General features: G+C 65.5%; 15 protein-coding genes. 12 read left to right on the forward strand and 3 right to left on the reverse strand.

The features are described 5' to 3' along the window. Positions 1 to 2 precede the first annotated feature (2 nt). Both AC0969_RS15185 and AC0969_RS15190 read left to right on the forward strand, forming a co-directional pair. A complete protein-coding gene (locus AC0969_RS15185; RefSeq protein ID WP_479624989.1) occupies positions 3 to 1,247 on the forward strand; it encodes an MFS transporter in 1,245 nt (414 codons plus the stop codon). Positions 1,248 to 1,411: 164 nt separating this feature from the next. Continuing rightward, positions 1,412 to 2,494, forward strand: a complete 1,083-nt coding sequence (locus tag AC0969_RS15190) for an amidohydrolase family protein (RefSeq protein ID WP_479624990.1) — start codon at positions 1,412 to 1,414, stop codon at positions 2,492 to 2,494. 90 nt (positions 2,495 to 2,584) lie between these two features. On the opposite strand, the gene AC0969_RS15195 is transcribed toward AC0969_RS15190, so the two are convergent. Continuing rightward, a complete protein-coding gene (locus AC0969_RS15195; RefSeq protein WP_479624991.1) occupies positions 2,585 to 3,472 on the reverse strand; it encodes a DMT family transporter in 888 nt (295 codons plus the stop codon). 70 nt (positions 3,473 to 3,542) lie between these two features. Between AC0969_RS15195 and AC0969_RS15200 the strand changes: the two genes are divergently transcribed. From AC0969_RS15200 to AC0969_RS15245, 10 genes are all read left to right on the forward strand, one after another. Further along, positions 3,543 to 3,965: a hotdog fold thioesterase gene (locus tag AC0969_RS15200; protein ID WP_479624992.1), complete on the forward strand. Its 423-nt coding sequence runs from the start codon at positions 3,543 to 3,545 to the stop codon at positions 3,963 to 3,965. A 217-nt stretch (positions 3,966 to 4,182) separates the two neighbouring features. Next, the gene (locus AC0969_RS15205; RefSeq protein WP_479624993.1) at positions 4,183 to 5,346 is read left to right on the forward strand and encodes an MFS transporter; all 1,164 of its coding nucleotides are present in this window, start codon (positions 4,183 to 4,185) and stop codon (positions 5,344 to 5,346) included. 20 nt (positions 5,347 to 5,366) lie between these two features. Continuing rightward, complete coding sequence (locus AC0969_RS15210; protein WP_479624994.1) at positions 5,367 to 6,017, forward strand: glutathione S-transferase family protein; 651 nt, start codon at positions 5,367 to 5,369, stop codon at positions 6,015 to 6,017. A 289-nt stretch (positions 6,018 to 6,306) separates the two neighbouring features. Further along, on the forward strand, positions 6,307 to 6,786 hold the full coding sequence (locus tag AC0969_RS15215; protein ID WP_479624995.1) for a nucleoside/nucleotide kinase family protein: 480 nt from the start codon (positions 6,307 to 6,309) through the stop codon (positions 6,784 to 6,786). 218 nt (positions 6,787 to 7,004) lie between these two features. Next, the gene (radA, locus tag AC0969_RS15220; RefSeq protein WP_479624996.1) at positions 7,005 to 8,375 is read left to right on the forward strand and encodes a DNA repair protein RadA; all 1,371 of its coding nucleotides are present in this window, start codon (positions 7,005 to 7,007) and stop codon (positions 8,373 to 8,375) included. Positions 8,376 to 8,408: 33 nt separating this feature from the next. Further along, entirely contained in the window at positions 8,409 to 8,840 is a 432-nt protein-coding gene (locus AC0969_RS15225; RefSeq protein ID WP_479624997.1) for a glycerate kinase, read from the forward strand. 49 nt (positions 8,841 to 8,889) lie between these two features. Then, positions 8,890 to 9,840: a branched-chain amino acid transaminase gene (locus AC0969_RS15230; protein ID WP_479624998.1), complete on the forward strand. Its 951-nt coding sequence runs from the start codon at positions 8,890 to 8,892 to the stop codon at positions 9,838 to 9,840. A gap of 2 nt (positions 9,841 to 9,842) precedes the next feature. Beyond that, the gene (locus AC0969_RS15235) at positions 9,843 to 10,040 is read left to right on the forward strand and encodes a zinc-finger domain-containing protein (RefSeq protein WP_479624999.1); all 198 of its coding nucleotides are present in this window, start codon (positions 9,843 to 9,845) and stop codon (positions 10,038 to 10,040) included. 40 nt (positions 10,041 to 10,080) lie between these two features. Next, positions 10,081 to 11,091 carry a lipopolysaccharide heptosyltransferase II gene (gene waaF / locus AC0969_RS15240; protein WP_479625000.1) on the forward strand — a complete coding sequence of 337 codons (1,011 nt, stop codon included), beginning with the start codon at positions 10,081 to 10,083 and terminating at the stop codon, positions 11,089 to 11,091. Positions 11,092 to 11,182: 91 nt separating this feature from the next. Further along, a complete protein-coding gene (locus AC0969_RS15245) occupies positions 11,183 to 12,658 on the forward strand; it encodes a protein adenylyltransferase SelO (protein WP_479625001.1) in 1,476 nt (491 codons plus the stop codon). A gap of 112 nt (positions 12,659 to 12,770) precedes the next feature. Here AC0969_RS15245 and mgrA read toward each other — a convergent pair whose 3' ends face one another. Together mgrA and AC0969_RS15255 are read right to left on the reverse strand one after the other, a co-directional pair. After that, complete coding sequence (gene mgrA / locus AC0969_RS15250; protein WP_479625002.1) at positions 12,771 to 13,820, reverse strand: L-glyceraldehyde 3-phosphate reductase; 1,050 nt, start codon at positions 13,818 to 13,820, stop codon at positions 12,771 to 12,773. Between the two features lie 94 nt (positions 13,821 to 13,914). Next, complete coding sequence (locus tag AC0969_RS15255; protein WP_479625003.1) at positions 13,915 to 15,228, reverse strand: sensor histidine kinase; 1,314 nt, start codon at positions 15,226 to 15,228, stop codon at positions 13,915 to 13,917. Between the last annotated feature and the right edge of the window lie 24 nt (positions 15,229 to 15,252).

A 15,252-nucleotide genomic window follows, 5' to 3' on the forward strand; every position in this document is an offset into this window, starting at 1 on the left:
CCATGACCGCTGCAACCCTCACGCCTTCCACGGCCACACCGTCCCGCTGGGACACCCGTTACGAATGGAAAGCCGTCACCCTGCTGTGCCTGGGCTTTGGCCTGGTCGGCATCGACCGCTTTATGCTCCTGCCGCTGTTCCCGGTGATCTCGCAAGAGCTCAACCTCAACTACCAAGACCTGGGGCAGATCACCGGTGTGCTGTCCATCGCCTGGGGCCTGGCCTCGATCTTCATGGGCAACCTGTCCGACCGGCTGGGCCACCGCAAGGTGTTGATTCCGGCGGTCATCGTGTTCTCGCTGCTGGCGGGCTTTAGCGGCCTGGCCACGGGGGTCGTCAGCATGATGGCCATCCGCGCGTTGATGGGCCTGGCCGAAGGCGCCTTTACCCCCGTCAGCATCGTGGCCACGCTGGACGCGTCCAAGCCCTCGCGCCAGGGCCGCAACATCGGCATCCAGCAAATGGCACTGCCCTTGTTTGGCTTAGGCATCGCCCCGGTGCTGGTCACGCAGTTGCTCAAGGTGGTGGAATGGCACTGGATTTTTGCCCTGGTGTCCCTGCCCGGCTTGCTCATCGCCTACCTGCTGTACCGCGTGCTGCGCAACACCCCGCCCGCTGTGGCCGCGCTGCACACTGCCACCCACGATGCCTCGGCGCACAAGTGGAGCGACGTGTTCCAGTACCGCAACATCCCCTTGAACATGCTGGGCATGCTGTGCTGGCTGACCTGCCTGGTGGTGCTCAGCGCCTTGCTGCCCAGCTACCTGATCGACTACCTGCACCTGAGCCTGGAGCAAATGGGTTTGGTGTTGTCGGCCATCGGCTTTGGCGGCACGCTGGGCACGCTGGTGATGCCGGCTTTGTCCGACCGCCTGGGCCGCAAGCCGGTGATGGTGATGTCCGTCATCGGCGCGGGCATCGGCTTGGTCTGGTTGATGCACACCGGGGCCGAGCCCTACCGCCTGTTTGGCAGCCTGTTTACCACGCTGTTCTTTGTGTTCAGCATGATCTGCCTGACCGTTGGCCCCATCAGCGCCGAGTCGGTACCCGCCAAGCTGATGACCACCGCCTCCGGCATCGTGGTGGGCACCGGCGAGATTTTTGGCGGCGGCGTGGCCCCGGTGATTGCCGGCTACGTGGCCCAGCATTACGGTATCCAGTACATCTTGCACCTCGCCGCCGTGGCCCTGGTGCTGGGATTCATCGTCGTCTTGTTTTTGCAAGAAACCGCCCCTTCGAAAAGGTGAACACCCCCAGGCTTGCCCACTGCGTGTGGCAGCGCCAACCCCCTTGCAGGGGGCAACAGCAGCAGCCCGGCAAAGCCGGTTCTGCGCTGTTCGCGAAGGGACATCGCTGCGCTTGCCTTGGCGTTGCCCATTTGACTGATCTGTTATTTTTAAGAGCGTTCACCATGCACAACCTCTCTTACAACCCCTCCCGCCGTGCCGCCATTGGCCAATTTTCTGCCGCCCTGGCCCTGGGCATCACCGGGTCTGCCAAGGCCGCAGACACCGCCGCCAGCCCCTGCGCCTGCGGCCTGATCGACGCGCATTCGCACTACCTGCCGCCGTTCTATGCGCAGGCGCTGGCCGACGCGGGCCTGGTCACGCTGGACGGCGGCTTTCCGGTGCCGCCGTGGTCCGAAGACAAGGCCTTGGCGCACATGGACCGGCATGGCATCGACACCTCGATGCTGTCGGTCTCGTCCCCCACCGTGGGTTTTTTGAAGGACGGCCTGGCGCGCCAGCGGCTGGCCCGCGCGCTGAATACCTTTGCCGCCGAGCTGGTGCAGCGCACGCCTAACCGCTTTGGCGCGTTTGCCACCTTGCCGCTGCCCGATGTGGCCGCCTCGCTGGACGAGATGGGCTACGCGCTGGATGTGCTGAAGCTGGACGGCGTGGTGATGGAAACCAATGTGCATGGCATCTACCTGGGCGATACCCGACTGGACCCGCTGTTTGCCGAGTTGCACCGCCGCCGCGCCACGCTGTTTTTGCACCCCACCTCGCCGCCGTGCTTCGAGGCCGTGGGGCTGGGCCGGCCCGCGCCGATTTTCGAGTTTCCGCTGGACACGGCGCGCACGGTGACGGACCTGGTGTTTGCCGGCACGCTCACCCGCTACCCCGACATCCGCATCATCATCCCGCACGCGGGCGGGGCGCTGTCGGCGGTGGCGGAGCGGATTGCCGGGTTTTCGACCCTGCCGTTTCTCCCGCAGCGCCCGGCTGGGGGCGCGGACGAGGTGCGCCGGGTGCTGGCCGCGCTGTACTACGACCTGGCCGGATCGGCCAGCGACGGTGCTATCGAGCGGCTGCGGCGGCTCACCTCGCTAACCCACGTGCTGTTTGGCAGCGACTTTCCGTTTACCCCGGCGGCGGGCATCGCGGCCAATGTGGCGGCTTTTCGCCAGCTCGGCGGCCTGACCACGGCAGAACACGAGGGCATGGCCCGGGGCAATGCCCTGCAGCTGTTTCCCCGGCTGGCGGCAGCGTAGCCACCGTCTCGTGTTTGGCGCCTGGGTATATTTTTTGATAGCTGCTTGTGCAGGTGGAATAAGCGCAATATGCCGATTTGACCCCTTAAATCAAGGCGCCACCACCAGCTCCTTCGTGCGCTCCTGCCGCACCACCCACAGCCCGAAAGCAATCACAATCGCCCCGCCCAGCAGCGTGCGCTGGTCGGGCGCGGTGTGCCACAGTAGGCCGTCCAGCGCCACGCCCCAGGCCAGCGCGGTGTATTCAAACGGGGCCACCACGGCGGCCTGCCCGTAGCGAAACGCCTGGGTAATGGCCAGCTGCCCCACAAAGCCGCTGACCGCAATCACGCCCAACACGGGCCCATCCGCCGGCAGCACCGCCACCCACTGCGGCCAGGCCAGTACCCCAGCCCCCACCGCCAGCCCGCTGGTGCCCCAAAACACCAGGGCGGCGCTGGAATCGGTGCGGCTCAGCACCCGGCTGGTGACGGACGACACCGCGTAACACACCGCCGAGCCCAGCACCGCCAGCGCGCCCAGCGACAAAAACGCCCCCTGGTCGGGCCGCAGCGCCACCACCACGCCGCACAGCCCGCCCGCCAGCGCCCACCAGTGGCGCGGCCGCACGCGCTCTTGCAGCACCGGAATCGACAGCACCGTGATCAGCAGCGGGGCGATGAAAAAGATGGTGTAGGCCTCGGCCAGCCCCAGTGTGCGCAGCGCCGTCACAAACAGCGCCAGCATGGCCACGCCGATCACCATGCGCAGCAGATGCAGCGGCCAGCGTATCTTCAGCAGGCTGGGCAGCTCCTTGCGCCACAGCACATACAGGACCACCAGCGGCAGCGCCACCCACCCGCGCAGCGACGCCACCTGCAAGGGCGGGTAGTGGTGGCTCAGGGTTTTCAGGGCCGCATCCATCACCGAGAACGCGCCCACGGCAATCACCATGGCCAGAATGCCGCGCAGATTGGCGGCCGAAGTTGTGGAAGGCAAGCGGGAGACTCCGAAAAAAGAAGGCATGTGCTGAAATCGCCTTCGTTTATAGCCCGCTTGAAAGCCCCCCATGCCCATCTGGAAGAAACCTTTCACCCTTGAGATCTGCACCGCCGGTGCCGCCGACACCGCCATCGCCCACCTGGGCATCGAATTTTTGGAAATCGGCGACGACTTTGTGCGCGCCCGCGTGCCGGTAGACGCACGCACCCGCCAGCCCTACGGCCTGCTGCACGGCGGCGTCAGCGTGGTGCTGGCCGAAACCCTGGGCTCCATCGGTGCCATGTACGCCGCCCCCGAGGGCCACAAAGCCGTAGGCCTGGACATCAACGCCAACCACCTGCGCGGCGTGACCAGCGGCTGGGTCACCGGCACCGCCCGCCCGGTCCACATCGGCCGCACCACCCAGGTGTGGGCCATCGACATGGTGGACGACGCGGGCAATTTGACCTGCGTATCGCGTATCACCATGGCGATACTGGCGCCGAAATAGGCTCACCCCCAGGCTGCGCTGCGCTACGCCAACCCCCTTGCAGGGGGCAACACCAGCAGCCTGGCGGAGCCAGTTCTGCGGTGTTTCTGGACGGCTTGCGTTCTGCCTGTGAGCGGGTGTGAGTAGTTGAATCTGTGGAGCAAAATAGGCCCTCAGCGCATATTCCACCGGCATAAGCAGCTCTCTTTTTATACCTCCCACCGCGCCCTCTTTGCATATGCCCCCCCTGCCCACCACCGACGGGCCCCGCATCCTCCTCCTGTGGCTGTGCGGTGTGGCGGCGGCCATGCAGTTCGCCAAAATCGCCTTTTTGTTCCAGCCGCTGCAAGCGCACTACGCCGTGGGCGCGGCGCAGGCGGGGCTGCTGCTGTCTACCGTGGGCATGGTCGGGCTGGTGCTGGGGGTCACGGCGGGGCTATGCGCCCCGGCCATAGGCTACCGGCGCTTGCTGCTGGGGGGCATGGGGCTGGGCGTGGCGGTGTCGCTGGTGCAGTCGCTGCTGCCGCCGTTTGGGCTGTTCTGGGCCACGCGGGTACTGGAGGGCGCGTCGCACCTGGCGGTGGTGGTGGCCGCGCCCACGCTGATGCTGGCCCACTGCGCGCCCCGGCACCGGTCCATCGCGATGGGCCTGTGGAGCACGTTTTTCGGTGTGGCGTTTGCGCTGACGGCGGCGGGCGGGGACTGGGTGCTGGCCCGGTTCGGCGTGGCCGGTGTGCTGGGCGGCCATGCGGCGGCGCTGGCGCTGGTCGGCATCGCCACCCTGCTGTGGGTGCACGCCGATGCAACCGTTGCCGCACCCTGGCCGCTGCTGGCCACCCTGCCCCGCCGCCACCTGGACATCTACCGCCACGGGGCCACGGCATTGCCCGGGGCCTGCTTTTTCTTCTACACCCTGGGCGGGGTGGCGCTGCTGACTTTTCTGCCGCTGTTTGCCAAGGCCGACCGGGCCTGGCTGGCGGTGCTGCTGCCGCTGGTCAATATTGCAGGCACATTCACTGCGGGCTGGCTGGCGCAGACACGCATGCCCCCCGCGCGGCTGGTGCGCGTGGCCTTTGCGGGCGTGGCCTGCGCCGGGCTGCTGCTGGGGGCCAGCCTGTTCACCGGGCTGGGCTTTGCGCCTGCGGCCCTGCTGCTGGTGGCGACGGTTGGGCTAGCGGGCGGCGCGTCCTTCGCGCTGATCCCGCAGCTCAACGACGCGCCCCACAACCAAGCCCGCGCCAACGGTGCCGTGGCACAACTGGGCAACCTGGGCGCCACCCTCGGCCCGCCCCTGTTCGCCAGCCTGATTGCGCTGGGCGGCGGCGCGGGGCTGGTGCTGCCGGTGCTGGTGTGCGGGGTGGCGGGTTTAAGCTTGGCCAGCTGGGGCTTGCGCCAGCGGTAATTAACTTCCACCACATCCCCATGCTGCACCTCCACTACGCCCCCAGTACCGCCGCGATGGCCCCGCACATCCTGCTGGAAGACATCGGCCTGCCGTTTGCACTGCTGCGGGTAGACACCAGCGCCGGTGCGCACAAAGCCCCCGACTACCTGCGCCTGAACCCCAACGGCCTGGTCCCGGTGCTGACCGACGGTGACCTGGTGCTGTTCGAGTCCGCCGCCATCTGCCTGCACCTGTGCGACACGCACCCGCAGGCAGGCCTGGCCCCGGCGCTAGGCACGGCGGAGCGCGCCCATTTCTACAAGTGGCTGGTGTGGATGACCAACACCCTGCAAACCACGCTGATCGCCTACTTCTACCCGCACCGCTGGGTGAACCCCGGCAACACCGCCGGTGCGGCCGAAGTGCAGGCCCAGGCCGAGCTGCGGGTGGGCGGCCTGCTGGCCCAGCTGGATGCCGAGCTAGCCCGCCACGGCGGTCCCTGGCTGCTGGGCCACACCTATTCCGCGCTGGATGCCTACGCCCTGATGCTGTGCCGCTGGACCCGCAACTTCACCAGCGCCCCGGCCCGCAGCTACCCGCACCTGGGGCCGTATCTGCAAACAGTGCTGGCCCGCCCGGCGGTGCAGCGGGTGTTTGCTACGGAGGGGTTGGCTCAGCCTTGGGTGTGAATGGGTTTAGATGAAAAGTGGCTCTAGCGCATATAGAACCTTCGTAGGTAGCTATGAAAATAATAGTGTTTCGTGCAGCCCTCTTGTGAAGGAACACTACCGCCGCGTGGGTGTGGCGACGCTTCACCGGGCTATAGTGGTTCGGCGCTTTGTCTGCGGGGTTTGTCGGAATTTTTAACCCTGTATAAAAACTGAATCGCCTTACGGAAAACAAGTCTGTTAGTCACTTTCACGAAATGTTGATGAATTACTTAAGCCCCAGTGTTTTAGGTGTATGTCGCTAGACGTCATGAAGCCGCGCCCGATACCGACTGAGTACCAAGCCGTTGCGGAATGGCTGTTGCCTCAGCTGGATCCGTGGCGCAAGCTGACTATTGCGATCGATGGCGTTGGCCATGCCGGAAAATCTAGCCTAGCCCGGTTTCTGGCCTGGCAGTCTGGTATGCCTGTAATCGAGACGGACTTTGCACTAGTCGAAGGCGACACGCGATGTGGGGAAAGTGGCTTGCTTTTGCCCGCGCACGACGGCGCGCTTCTTCGAAGGCTGATTGAACATCGCCATACACTCAGCCGCCCCGTTCTGGTCGAAGGTATCTTCGTCTTACGGCAGCTTGATTCAATTGGCATCCATCCAGACCTGCTAATCGAAATGCGAGCCGTAGGTAGAGAGAGCGGTAGCTGGAAGCGGGCGTTCGATGAATATCAAAAAGCGTATCCGAGGACGGCTACTCCGGATTTTGTGGTCACAAGGAACCGGGATGACGATTGATAGGCCGTGAAACACGGATGCGCAGCGGCATGGCGCCGGTCAACTGCGACGTTTCTTGCCAGGCCAGTTCCCACGCATCTGATTCTTACGGGGAATTGAGCACAGCGCAGAAACTATCTTCGGATAAAAAGCACCTCTGACGCAGTATCCACCTGCGCTGGCAGCGACCTAAACAATAGCTACTGTGTTTAATCACAGTTTGCAGCTATAGTTCCCGCATGGCAAAAGACAAAACCATCTACACCTGCAACGAATGCGGCGGCACCTGCCCCAAATGGCTGGGCAAGTGCCCGCACTGCCAGGCTTGGAACACGCTGATTGAGTCCGTCGCCGAGCCGGTGGCATCGACCAAGAACAACCGCTTCGCCGCGCTGGCCAAAACCGCCGAGGTGGTGGCCCTGGCCGACATCGAAGCGACGGATATGGACCGCACCCCGACCGGGCTGGACGAGCTGGACCGGGTGTTGGGCGGTGGCATTGTGGAGGGCGGCGTGGTGCTGATCGGCGGTGACCCCGGCATCGGCAAATCCACGCTGCTGTTGCAGGCGCTAGACGCGTTGCAACGCTCCGGCCAGAAGACGCTGTATGTGACCGGCGAGGAGAGCGGGGCGCAGGTGGCGCTGCGCTCGCGCCGGCTGGGCATTGTCAACAGCCAGGTGCAGGTGCTGGCCGAAATCCAGCTGGAAAAAATCCTCAGCACGCTGCAAAAGCACCAGCCCGACATCGCGGTGATCGACTCGATCCAAACCGTGTACTCCGACCAGCTCACCTCGGCCCCCGGCTCGGTAGCGCAGGTGCGCGAATGTGCGGCGCACCTGACGCGCGCGGCCAAGGCCAGCGGCGTGGCCATCGTGCTGGTGGGCCACGTGACGAAGGAGGGCGCACTGGCCGGGCCGCGTGTGCTGGAGCACATGGTGGACACGGTGCTGTACTTCGAGGGCGACACGCACAGCAGCTTCCGGCTGGTGCGGGCCATCAAAAACCGCTTTGGCGCAGTCAACGAGATAGGCGTCTTCGCCATGACCGAGCATGGCTTGAAAGGCGTAAGCAACCCCAGCGCCATCTTTTTGAGCCAGCACCCCGAGCCGGTGCCCGGCAGCTGCGTGATGGTGACTCTGGAGGGCACGCGCCCGCTGCTGGTGGAGATCCAGGCGCTGGTCGATAGCGGCGGGCCGTCGCCCCGGCGTTTGAGCGTGGGCCTGGACAAAGACCGTTTGGCCATGCTGCTGGCCGTGCTGCACCGCCACGCGGGCATTGCCTGCATGGACCAAGACGTGTTCGTCAACGCCGTGGGCGGCGTGCGCATCAGCGAACCGGCGGCGGATTTGGCGGTGCTGCTGGCCATCACCTCCAGCCTGCGCGGCAAGCCGCTGCCCAAGGGCTTCATCGCCTTTGGCGAGGTGGGGCTGGCCGGGGAAGTGCGCCCTGCCCCGCGCGGCCAGGAGCGCCTGAAAGAAGCCGCCAAGCTGGGCTTCAGCGTGGCCATCGTGCCCAAGGCGAATGCACCGAAGAAGCCCATCGAAGGCCTGACCATCCACGCGGTGGAGCGGGTCGAGCAGGCCATGGAAGTGGTGCGCGGGTTGGGTTAACCCCCCCTTCCCGAGGCTGCGAAAATACCCCGCATGCAATTTCAAAAAATCCTGGTTCCGGTGGGCGTTATCGCCCTGGTGGTGGTGGCGTACCGCGAATATTCTTGGGCCGGTGCGGCCATGGCGCTGAGCCTGTTGGTCACCTGGATCCTGCTGCATTTCAGCCGCATGCTGCAAGTGATGAAGCGGGCGGCCAATCGGCCCATCGGCACGGTGGCCAGCGCGGTGATGCTCAACGCCAAGCTGCGCCCCGGCGTGACCCTGCTGCACGTGGTGGCCATGACCAAAGCCCTGGGCGCGCTGCAATCCCCCAAAGACACCCAGCCCGAGCTGTACCGCTGGACCGATGCCAGCGCCTCGCACGTGACCTGTGAATTCAAGGGCGGCAAGCTGGTGCAGTGGAGCCTGTTGCGCCCCACGCAAGACGACGCCGAGCCGCCTGCTGCAGCCCCCGGCGCGGTGTAAGCAGCCCGTAAAATTAGACTCCCCCCGTACAAACCCCTTAGGAAACGCCATGTCCCCGCTACCCCCTTCGATGTCTGACCGCGACGGCAAAATCTGGATGGACGGCCAGATGGTCGAGTGGCGCGATGCCAAGATCCATGTGCTGACGCACACCCTGCACTACGGCTGCGGCGCGTTTGAGGGCGTGCGGGCCTACAACACGGTCAACGGCCCGGCCATCTTCCGCCTGCAAGAGCACACCGAGCGCCTGTTCAACAGCGCCAAGATCCTGCGCATGCAGATCCCGTTTACGCAAGCGGAAGTGAATGACGCCCAGTGCGCCGTGATCCGCGAAAACAAGCTGGAATCCGGCTACCTGCGCCCGCTGACCTGGATTGGCGACAAAAAGCTGGGGGTTTCGCCCAAGGGCAACAGCATCCACCTTATGGTTGCCGCCTGGCCTTGGGGTGCGTATTTGGGCGAAGAAGGCATGCAGCGCGGCATCCGCGTGAAGATTTCCAGCTACACCCGCCACCACGTCAACATCACCATGACCCAGGCCAAGGCGGTGAGCAATTACACCAACTCCATCCTGGCCAACATGGAAGCTACCGACGACGGCTACGACGAAGCCATGCTGCTGGATGCGAATGGCTTTGTGAGCGAAGGCGCGGGCGAAAACCTGTTTGTGGTCAAGGGCGGCGTGGTCTACACCCCCGATTTATCCGCCGGTGCGCTCAACGGCATCACCCGCAACACCGTGTTCCACATCTGCAAAGATTTGGGCCTGGAAGTGGTGCAAAAGCGCATCACCCGCGACGAGGTCTACATCGCCGATGAAGCCTTCTTCACCGGCACCGCCGCCGAAGTCACGCCGATTCGCGAACTCGACCGCATCGAACTCGGCCGCGACGACTATGTGGGCCGCCGTGGCCCCATCACCGAAAAAATCCAAGCCGCCTTCTTTGACATCGTCAACGGCCGCAATCCTAAATACGCCCATTGGTTAACAAAGGTCTGAACATGTCCATCGAACTCCTTGCCATTGACCTGAACGCCCAAGGCGGCGTGTTCTGTCCCAGCCCCAAGGCCGACATGAAGCTGTGGAACAGCCACCCCAAGGTCTACCTGGACGTAGCCCACACCGGCCAAGCCAAGTGCCCTTACTGCGGCACGGTGTACGCGCTGAAGGCCGGTGAACATTTCGGCGGTGGCCATTGAATTAATAGGGGTTAAATTAATAGGGGTGACCCCTATTAATTTGACTCCCACCAATTCCCTCGTCATCGCGCCCCAGTGGATTGGCGATGCGGTGATGACCGAGCCGCTGATGCGCCGCTTGCAGGCGCGGGGCGAGCGGCTTACGGTGGGTGCGCTGCCCTGGGTGGCGCCGGTGTACCGGGCCATGCCGCAGGTGGCCGAGGTGGTCGAATTTCCGTTCCAGCACGGCGGCTTGCAGTGGCAGGCGCGCAAGGCAATGGCGGCGCAGCTCAAGGGCCGGTTTGACACGGCCTACGTGCTGCCCAACTCGCTGAAAAGTGCGCTAATTCCTTTTCTGGCACGCATCCCCCGGCGTATCGGCTACCAAGGCGAGGCCCGCTTTGGCCTGCTGAACCAGCGGCTGAAGAACCCACCGCGCGACGAACGCCCGCCGATGGTGGCGTTTTATTCCGCGCTGAGTGGCGAACCCGGCCTGGACCAAGACCGCCCGGCTTTGCAGATGGACCCGCAGGTGGTGGCGCAGGCGCTGGCTGATCTGGGCCTGCAACGCGGCGGCTACGTGGTGTTTGCACCGGGGGCGGAATACGGCCCCGCCAAACGCTGGCCCGCCGCCCACTTTGCCGCGCTGGCCCGGCAGCTGGAGGTACCGGTGGTGCTGCTGGGTTCCGGCAAAGAGCGCGCGCTGTGCGAAGAAATTGCCGCCCCGGTCAACGCGGCGCGCCCCGGCTGGGCGTTTAATTTCGCAGGAAAAACCACACTAGCGCAGGCGTTCTCTGCGATAGCTGCTAGCAAAAATGTAGTGAGTAACGATTCTGGCCTGATGCATGTAGCCGCCGCTTTTGGCGTACCGCAGGTGGCCGTGTACGGCTCCAGCAGCCCGCTGCACACCCCGCCGCTGAACGTCCTGGCGCAAGTGCTGTGGCTCAAAACCAATGCCGCCTACCAGCCGCCGCTAGACTGCGCGCCCTGCTACCAGCGGACCTGTCCACTGGGCCACACCCGCTGTTTGGTGGATGTAAGCCCGGAACAGGTGCTGGCCGCTATGGCCTAACGTGCATGGACGCGGGTGCAGAGCACCCCGGGCCAGGCCAGTTGTTTCACGTTAATCTGGGGGGTATCCCCCTTTTTTGAGAGCCCCCGCCATGCACGCCGCCTTCCGTTTCGACAACACTTTCGCCCGCGAACTCGTGGGCTTCTACGCCCCGGTGCAGGCCGCGCAAGTACCCCAGCCCGCCATCGTCCAACTCAACCACGCCCTGGCCGCCGAGCTGGGGCTGGATGCGGCATGGCTGGATTCGCCCGAAGGCGCGGCTATTCTTGCGGGCAACACCGTGCCCGCAGGCGCGCAGCCACTGGCCCAGGTGTATGCCGGCCACCAGTTCGGCGGCTATTCGCCCCAACTGGGCGATGGCCGGGCGCTGCTGCTGGGCGAGGTGATCGACACCCACGGCCAGCGCCGCGACATCGCCCTGAAAGGCTCGGGGCGCACCCCGTTCTCGCGCGGCGGGGATGGCAAGGCTGGCCTGGGCCCGGTGCTGCGCGAATACCTGATGGGCGAGGCCATGCACGCCCTGGGCATTCCCACCACCCGGGCCCTGGCGGCCACCACCACCGGCGAACAGGTCCGCCGCGAGGGCGCGCCACCCGGTGCGGTGCTGGCCCGCGTGGCCGCCAGCCATATCCGCGTGGGTACTTTCCAGTTTTTTGCCGCACAGGACCAGGGCGAAGGCCAGACCCAGGTGCAGCAACTGGCCGACTACGTGATCGCCCGCCACTACCCCGAGGCCCAGGATGCCCTGGCGCTGTTCCAGGCGGTCTGCGAGCGCCAGGCCGCGCTGCTGGCGCAGTGGATGCGGGTGGGCTTTATCCACGGCGTGATGAACACCGACAACATGGCCGTGTCGGGCGAAACCATCGACTACGGCCCCTGCGCCTTCATGGACACTTTTGATCCGGCCACGGTCTTCAGCTCCATCGACCACCAGGGCCGCTACGCCTATGCCAACCAGCCGCTGATCGCCCGCTGGAACCTGGCCCGCCTGGCCGAAACCCTGCTGCCACTGATTGATGCCGACAGCGACCGTGCCGTGGCGCGGGTGACCGAGGTGCTGGAGGCCTTTCCCGCGCGCTACCAGCAGCACTGGCTGGACGGCATGCGCCGCAAGCTGGGGCTGGCCAGCGAGCAGGCTGACGATCTGGCGCTGGCGCAAGACTTCCTGGCCGCCATGCAGGGCCAGTCGGTGGACTACACCCTGGCCTGGCGCGATCTGGCCGAGCTGGCGGCCAACCTCAGCGATTCCGCGTTACACGCCCGATTCAACGACCCCGCCGCCTTCGATGCGTGGCTGCCCCACTGGCAAGCCCGGTGTGCACAAGAACCCGTGGCCGCTGCCAATCGCGCCGCCGCCATGCGCCGCGCCAGCCCGCTCTACATCCCACGCAACCACCTGGTGGAAGCCGCCCTGTCCGCCGCCGTGGAGCGCAGCGACTACGCCCCGTTTGAGGCGCTGCTGGCCGTGCTGCAACACCCGTTCGATGCCCAACCCGGCCGCGAAGCCTACGCCCAGCCCGCGCCTGCGGCAGCGCAGCAGGGGTATCGGACGTTTTGCGGTACCTGATCTAGCAGGTGCTGGGCCAAGCCAGATTGCTATTATTTATATAGCTGCTAGCGCAAATAACATATGCGCTAGCGGCCTTTTTGGCTTGCATTTTTCAATGCAAGCCAAAGGTTTACGCCAGCCGCTGGTCGGTCGATGGGCGCTTCCACAGGTTGATGCCGCCGTCCACCGCGTGCTGGTCGATGCGGGCCAGTTCTTCGGCGCTGAAATCTAGTTGTTTCAGCGCGCCGACCAGCTCCACGATTTGCTCGGGGCGGCTGGCACCGATCAGGGCGCTGGTCATGCGCGGGTCGCGCAGCACCCAGGCGATGGCCATTTGCGCCAGGCTTTGGCCGCGCGCCAGGGCCATGTCGTTCAGCGCGCTGACGTGGGCCAGGTTTTGCGGGCTCAGGTGCTCGCTCTTGAACGAGCCGCCGCCGGGCTGGTTGATGCGGGCATCGGCCGGAATGCCGTGCAGGTACTTGTTGGTCAGCAGGCCCTGGGCCAGAGCGCTGAAGGCGATGCAGCCCATGCCGTTGTCGGCCAAGGCGTTCAGCAGGTCTTCTTCGATCCAGCGGTTCAGCATGCTGTAGGACGGCTGGTGGATCAGGCAGGGCACGCCCATTTGCTTCAGCAGCGCAGCGGCCTCGCGGGTTTTGCCTGCCGAGTAGCTGGATACGCCGACATACAGCGCCTTGCCCTGCTGCACCGCGCTGGCCAGCGCACCCATGGTTTCTTCCAGCGGGGTGTCGGGGTCAAAGCGGTGCGAGTAGAAGATGTCTACGTAGTCCAGGCCCATGCGCTTGAGGCTTTGGTCTAGGCTGGACAGCACGTATTTGCGCCCGCCGCCGCCCTGGCCGTAGGGGCCGGGCCACATGTCGTAACCGGCCTTGCTGGAGATCACCAGCTCGTCGCGGTAGGGGCGGAAGTCACGGCGCATGTGTTCGCCGAAATTGGCTTCGGCGCTGCCGTAGGGCGGGCCGTAGTTGTTGGCCAGGTCGAAGTGGGTGATGCCCAGATCAAAGGCGGTGGTCAGCATGGCGCGCTGGGTGGCCAGCGAGGTGGTGTCGCCAAAGTTGTGCCACAGGCCCAGGGTGATGGCGGGCAGTTTCAGGCCGCTGCGCCCGGTGCGGCGGTACTGCATTTTGTCGTCGTAGCGGTCGGCTGCGGCTTGGTAGCTCATGTAGGTGTCTCCTCGTTTTTTGGAATGGCTGGGGCATTCTAGGGAGGAACCCGTTTCTTTGTGCGCAGCCCGCACTAAACCCGGTGCGGCGGGTTCAGCAGGGCAATTCGATGACGAAACAGGCCCCGCCGCCGTCACGGCCTTCGCAGCGCACCGTGCCACCGTGGCGCTCGGTGATGGACTTGACCAGGGCCAGGCCCAGGCCCACGCCGCCGTGGGTTTCGCTGGCGCCGGGCAGGCGGTAAAAGGGCTCGAAGATGCGGTCGCGCAGCTCGGCGGGCACGCCGGGGCCGTGGTCGAAGACGCGCAGCACGGCAAACGCCCCGTGCTGTTGCAGGCTGACGTGGACATCGCCGGTGGTGTAGCGGCGGGCGTTTTCCAGCAGGTTGCGGATGGCGCGGCGCAGCAGCTTGGCCACGCCCTGGACGGCAAAGACCTGGTCTTGTGCGCCCTCTTCATCCACATTGCCGTCCAGGTTGTCGCCCACCGCAAACGCGGCATCCAGCCGGGCGCATTCTTCGGCCACCAGGCCGATCAGGTCGACCTCTTCCACCGTGCCCAGGTCGGCCTCTTTGGCATCCAGGCGGCTGGCCAGCAGGATTTCTTCCACCAGCTGGTCTAGCTCGGCGATGTTGCGGTTGATCTCGTTCTTGAACGTCGGCGAGGGGGTGGACCCCATCAGCTCCAGCCCCATACGGATGCGGGTGAGCGGGCTGCGCAGCTCGTGCGAGGCGTTGGCCAGCAGCGACTTTTGTGATTGCAGCAGGGTTTTGTGCGAGGCCACCAGGGTTTCAATGCGCTCGGCTGCGGTGTTGAAGCGCTGCGCCAGCAGGCCCGCCTCGTCCTGCCCGTGGATGGGCACGCGCACCGACAGATCGCCCGCACCCCACTGCTCCACGCTGCGCTGCAAGGATTCGAGCCGCCGGGTCAGCCGCCGGATGATGGGGTACATGGCCAGCGCCATCGCCAGCCCCACCAGGCCCAGCATCCAGAAGAAGCCAAACGGTGGCCGCAGCAGCCAGACGGTGCGCTCGGGGCGGGGCAGGTGGACCAGCAGCTTCTGGCCGTCTTGCATCAGCACCACGAATTCGGGCCCCCGGCCCAGCCGGATGCTTTCGCCAGGCGGTGTGGGAGGCTCGGATTCGTCTTCGTCCGGGTTGTCGGGGCTGCTGGCCGGGCGTTGCGGCAGGCGCTCACCCTCGGGCCCGCGCGAGAAGTGGCGGCGGGTGGTGCCCTTGCCGATGATCTCGCCCGAGCGGTTGCGCACCTCCACATCGCGCAGCGGCGGGTCGGTGGCCATGCGCCAGGCCCAGCCGACCAGCAGCGTCAGCACCGCCACGGCCAGCAGCACGGCTAGCCAGATGCGGACATAGAGCCGCTGAAACAAATTAGGAAGGGAGGCTTGCATGGGGGGATGCTAAAGGCTGGGAGC

The organism is Rhodoferax sp. LB1P47 (assembly GCF_056521445.1).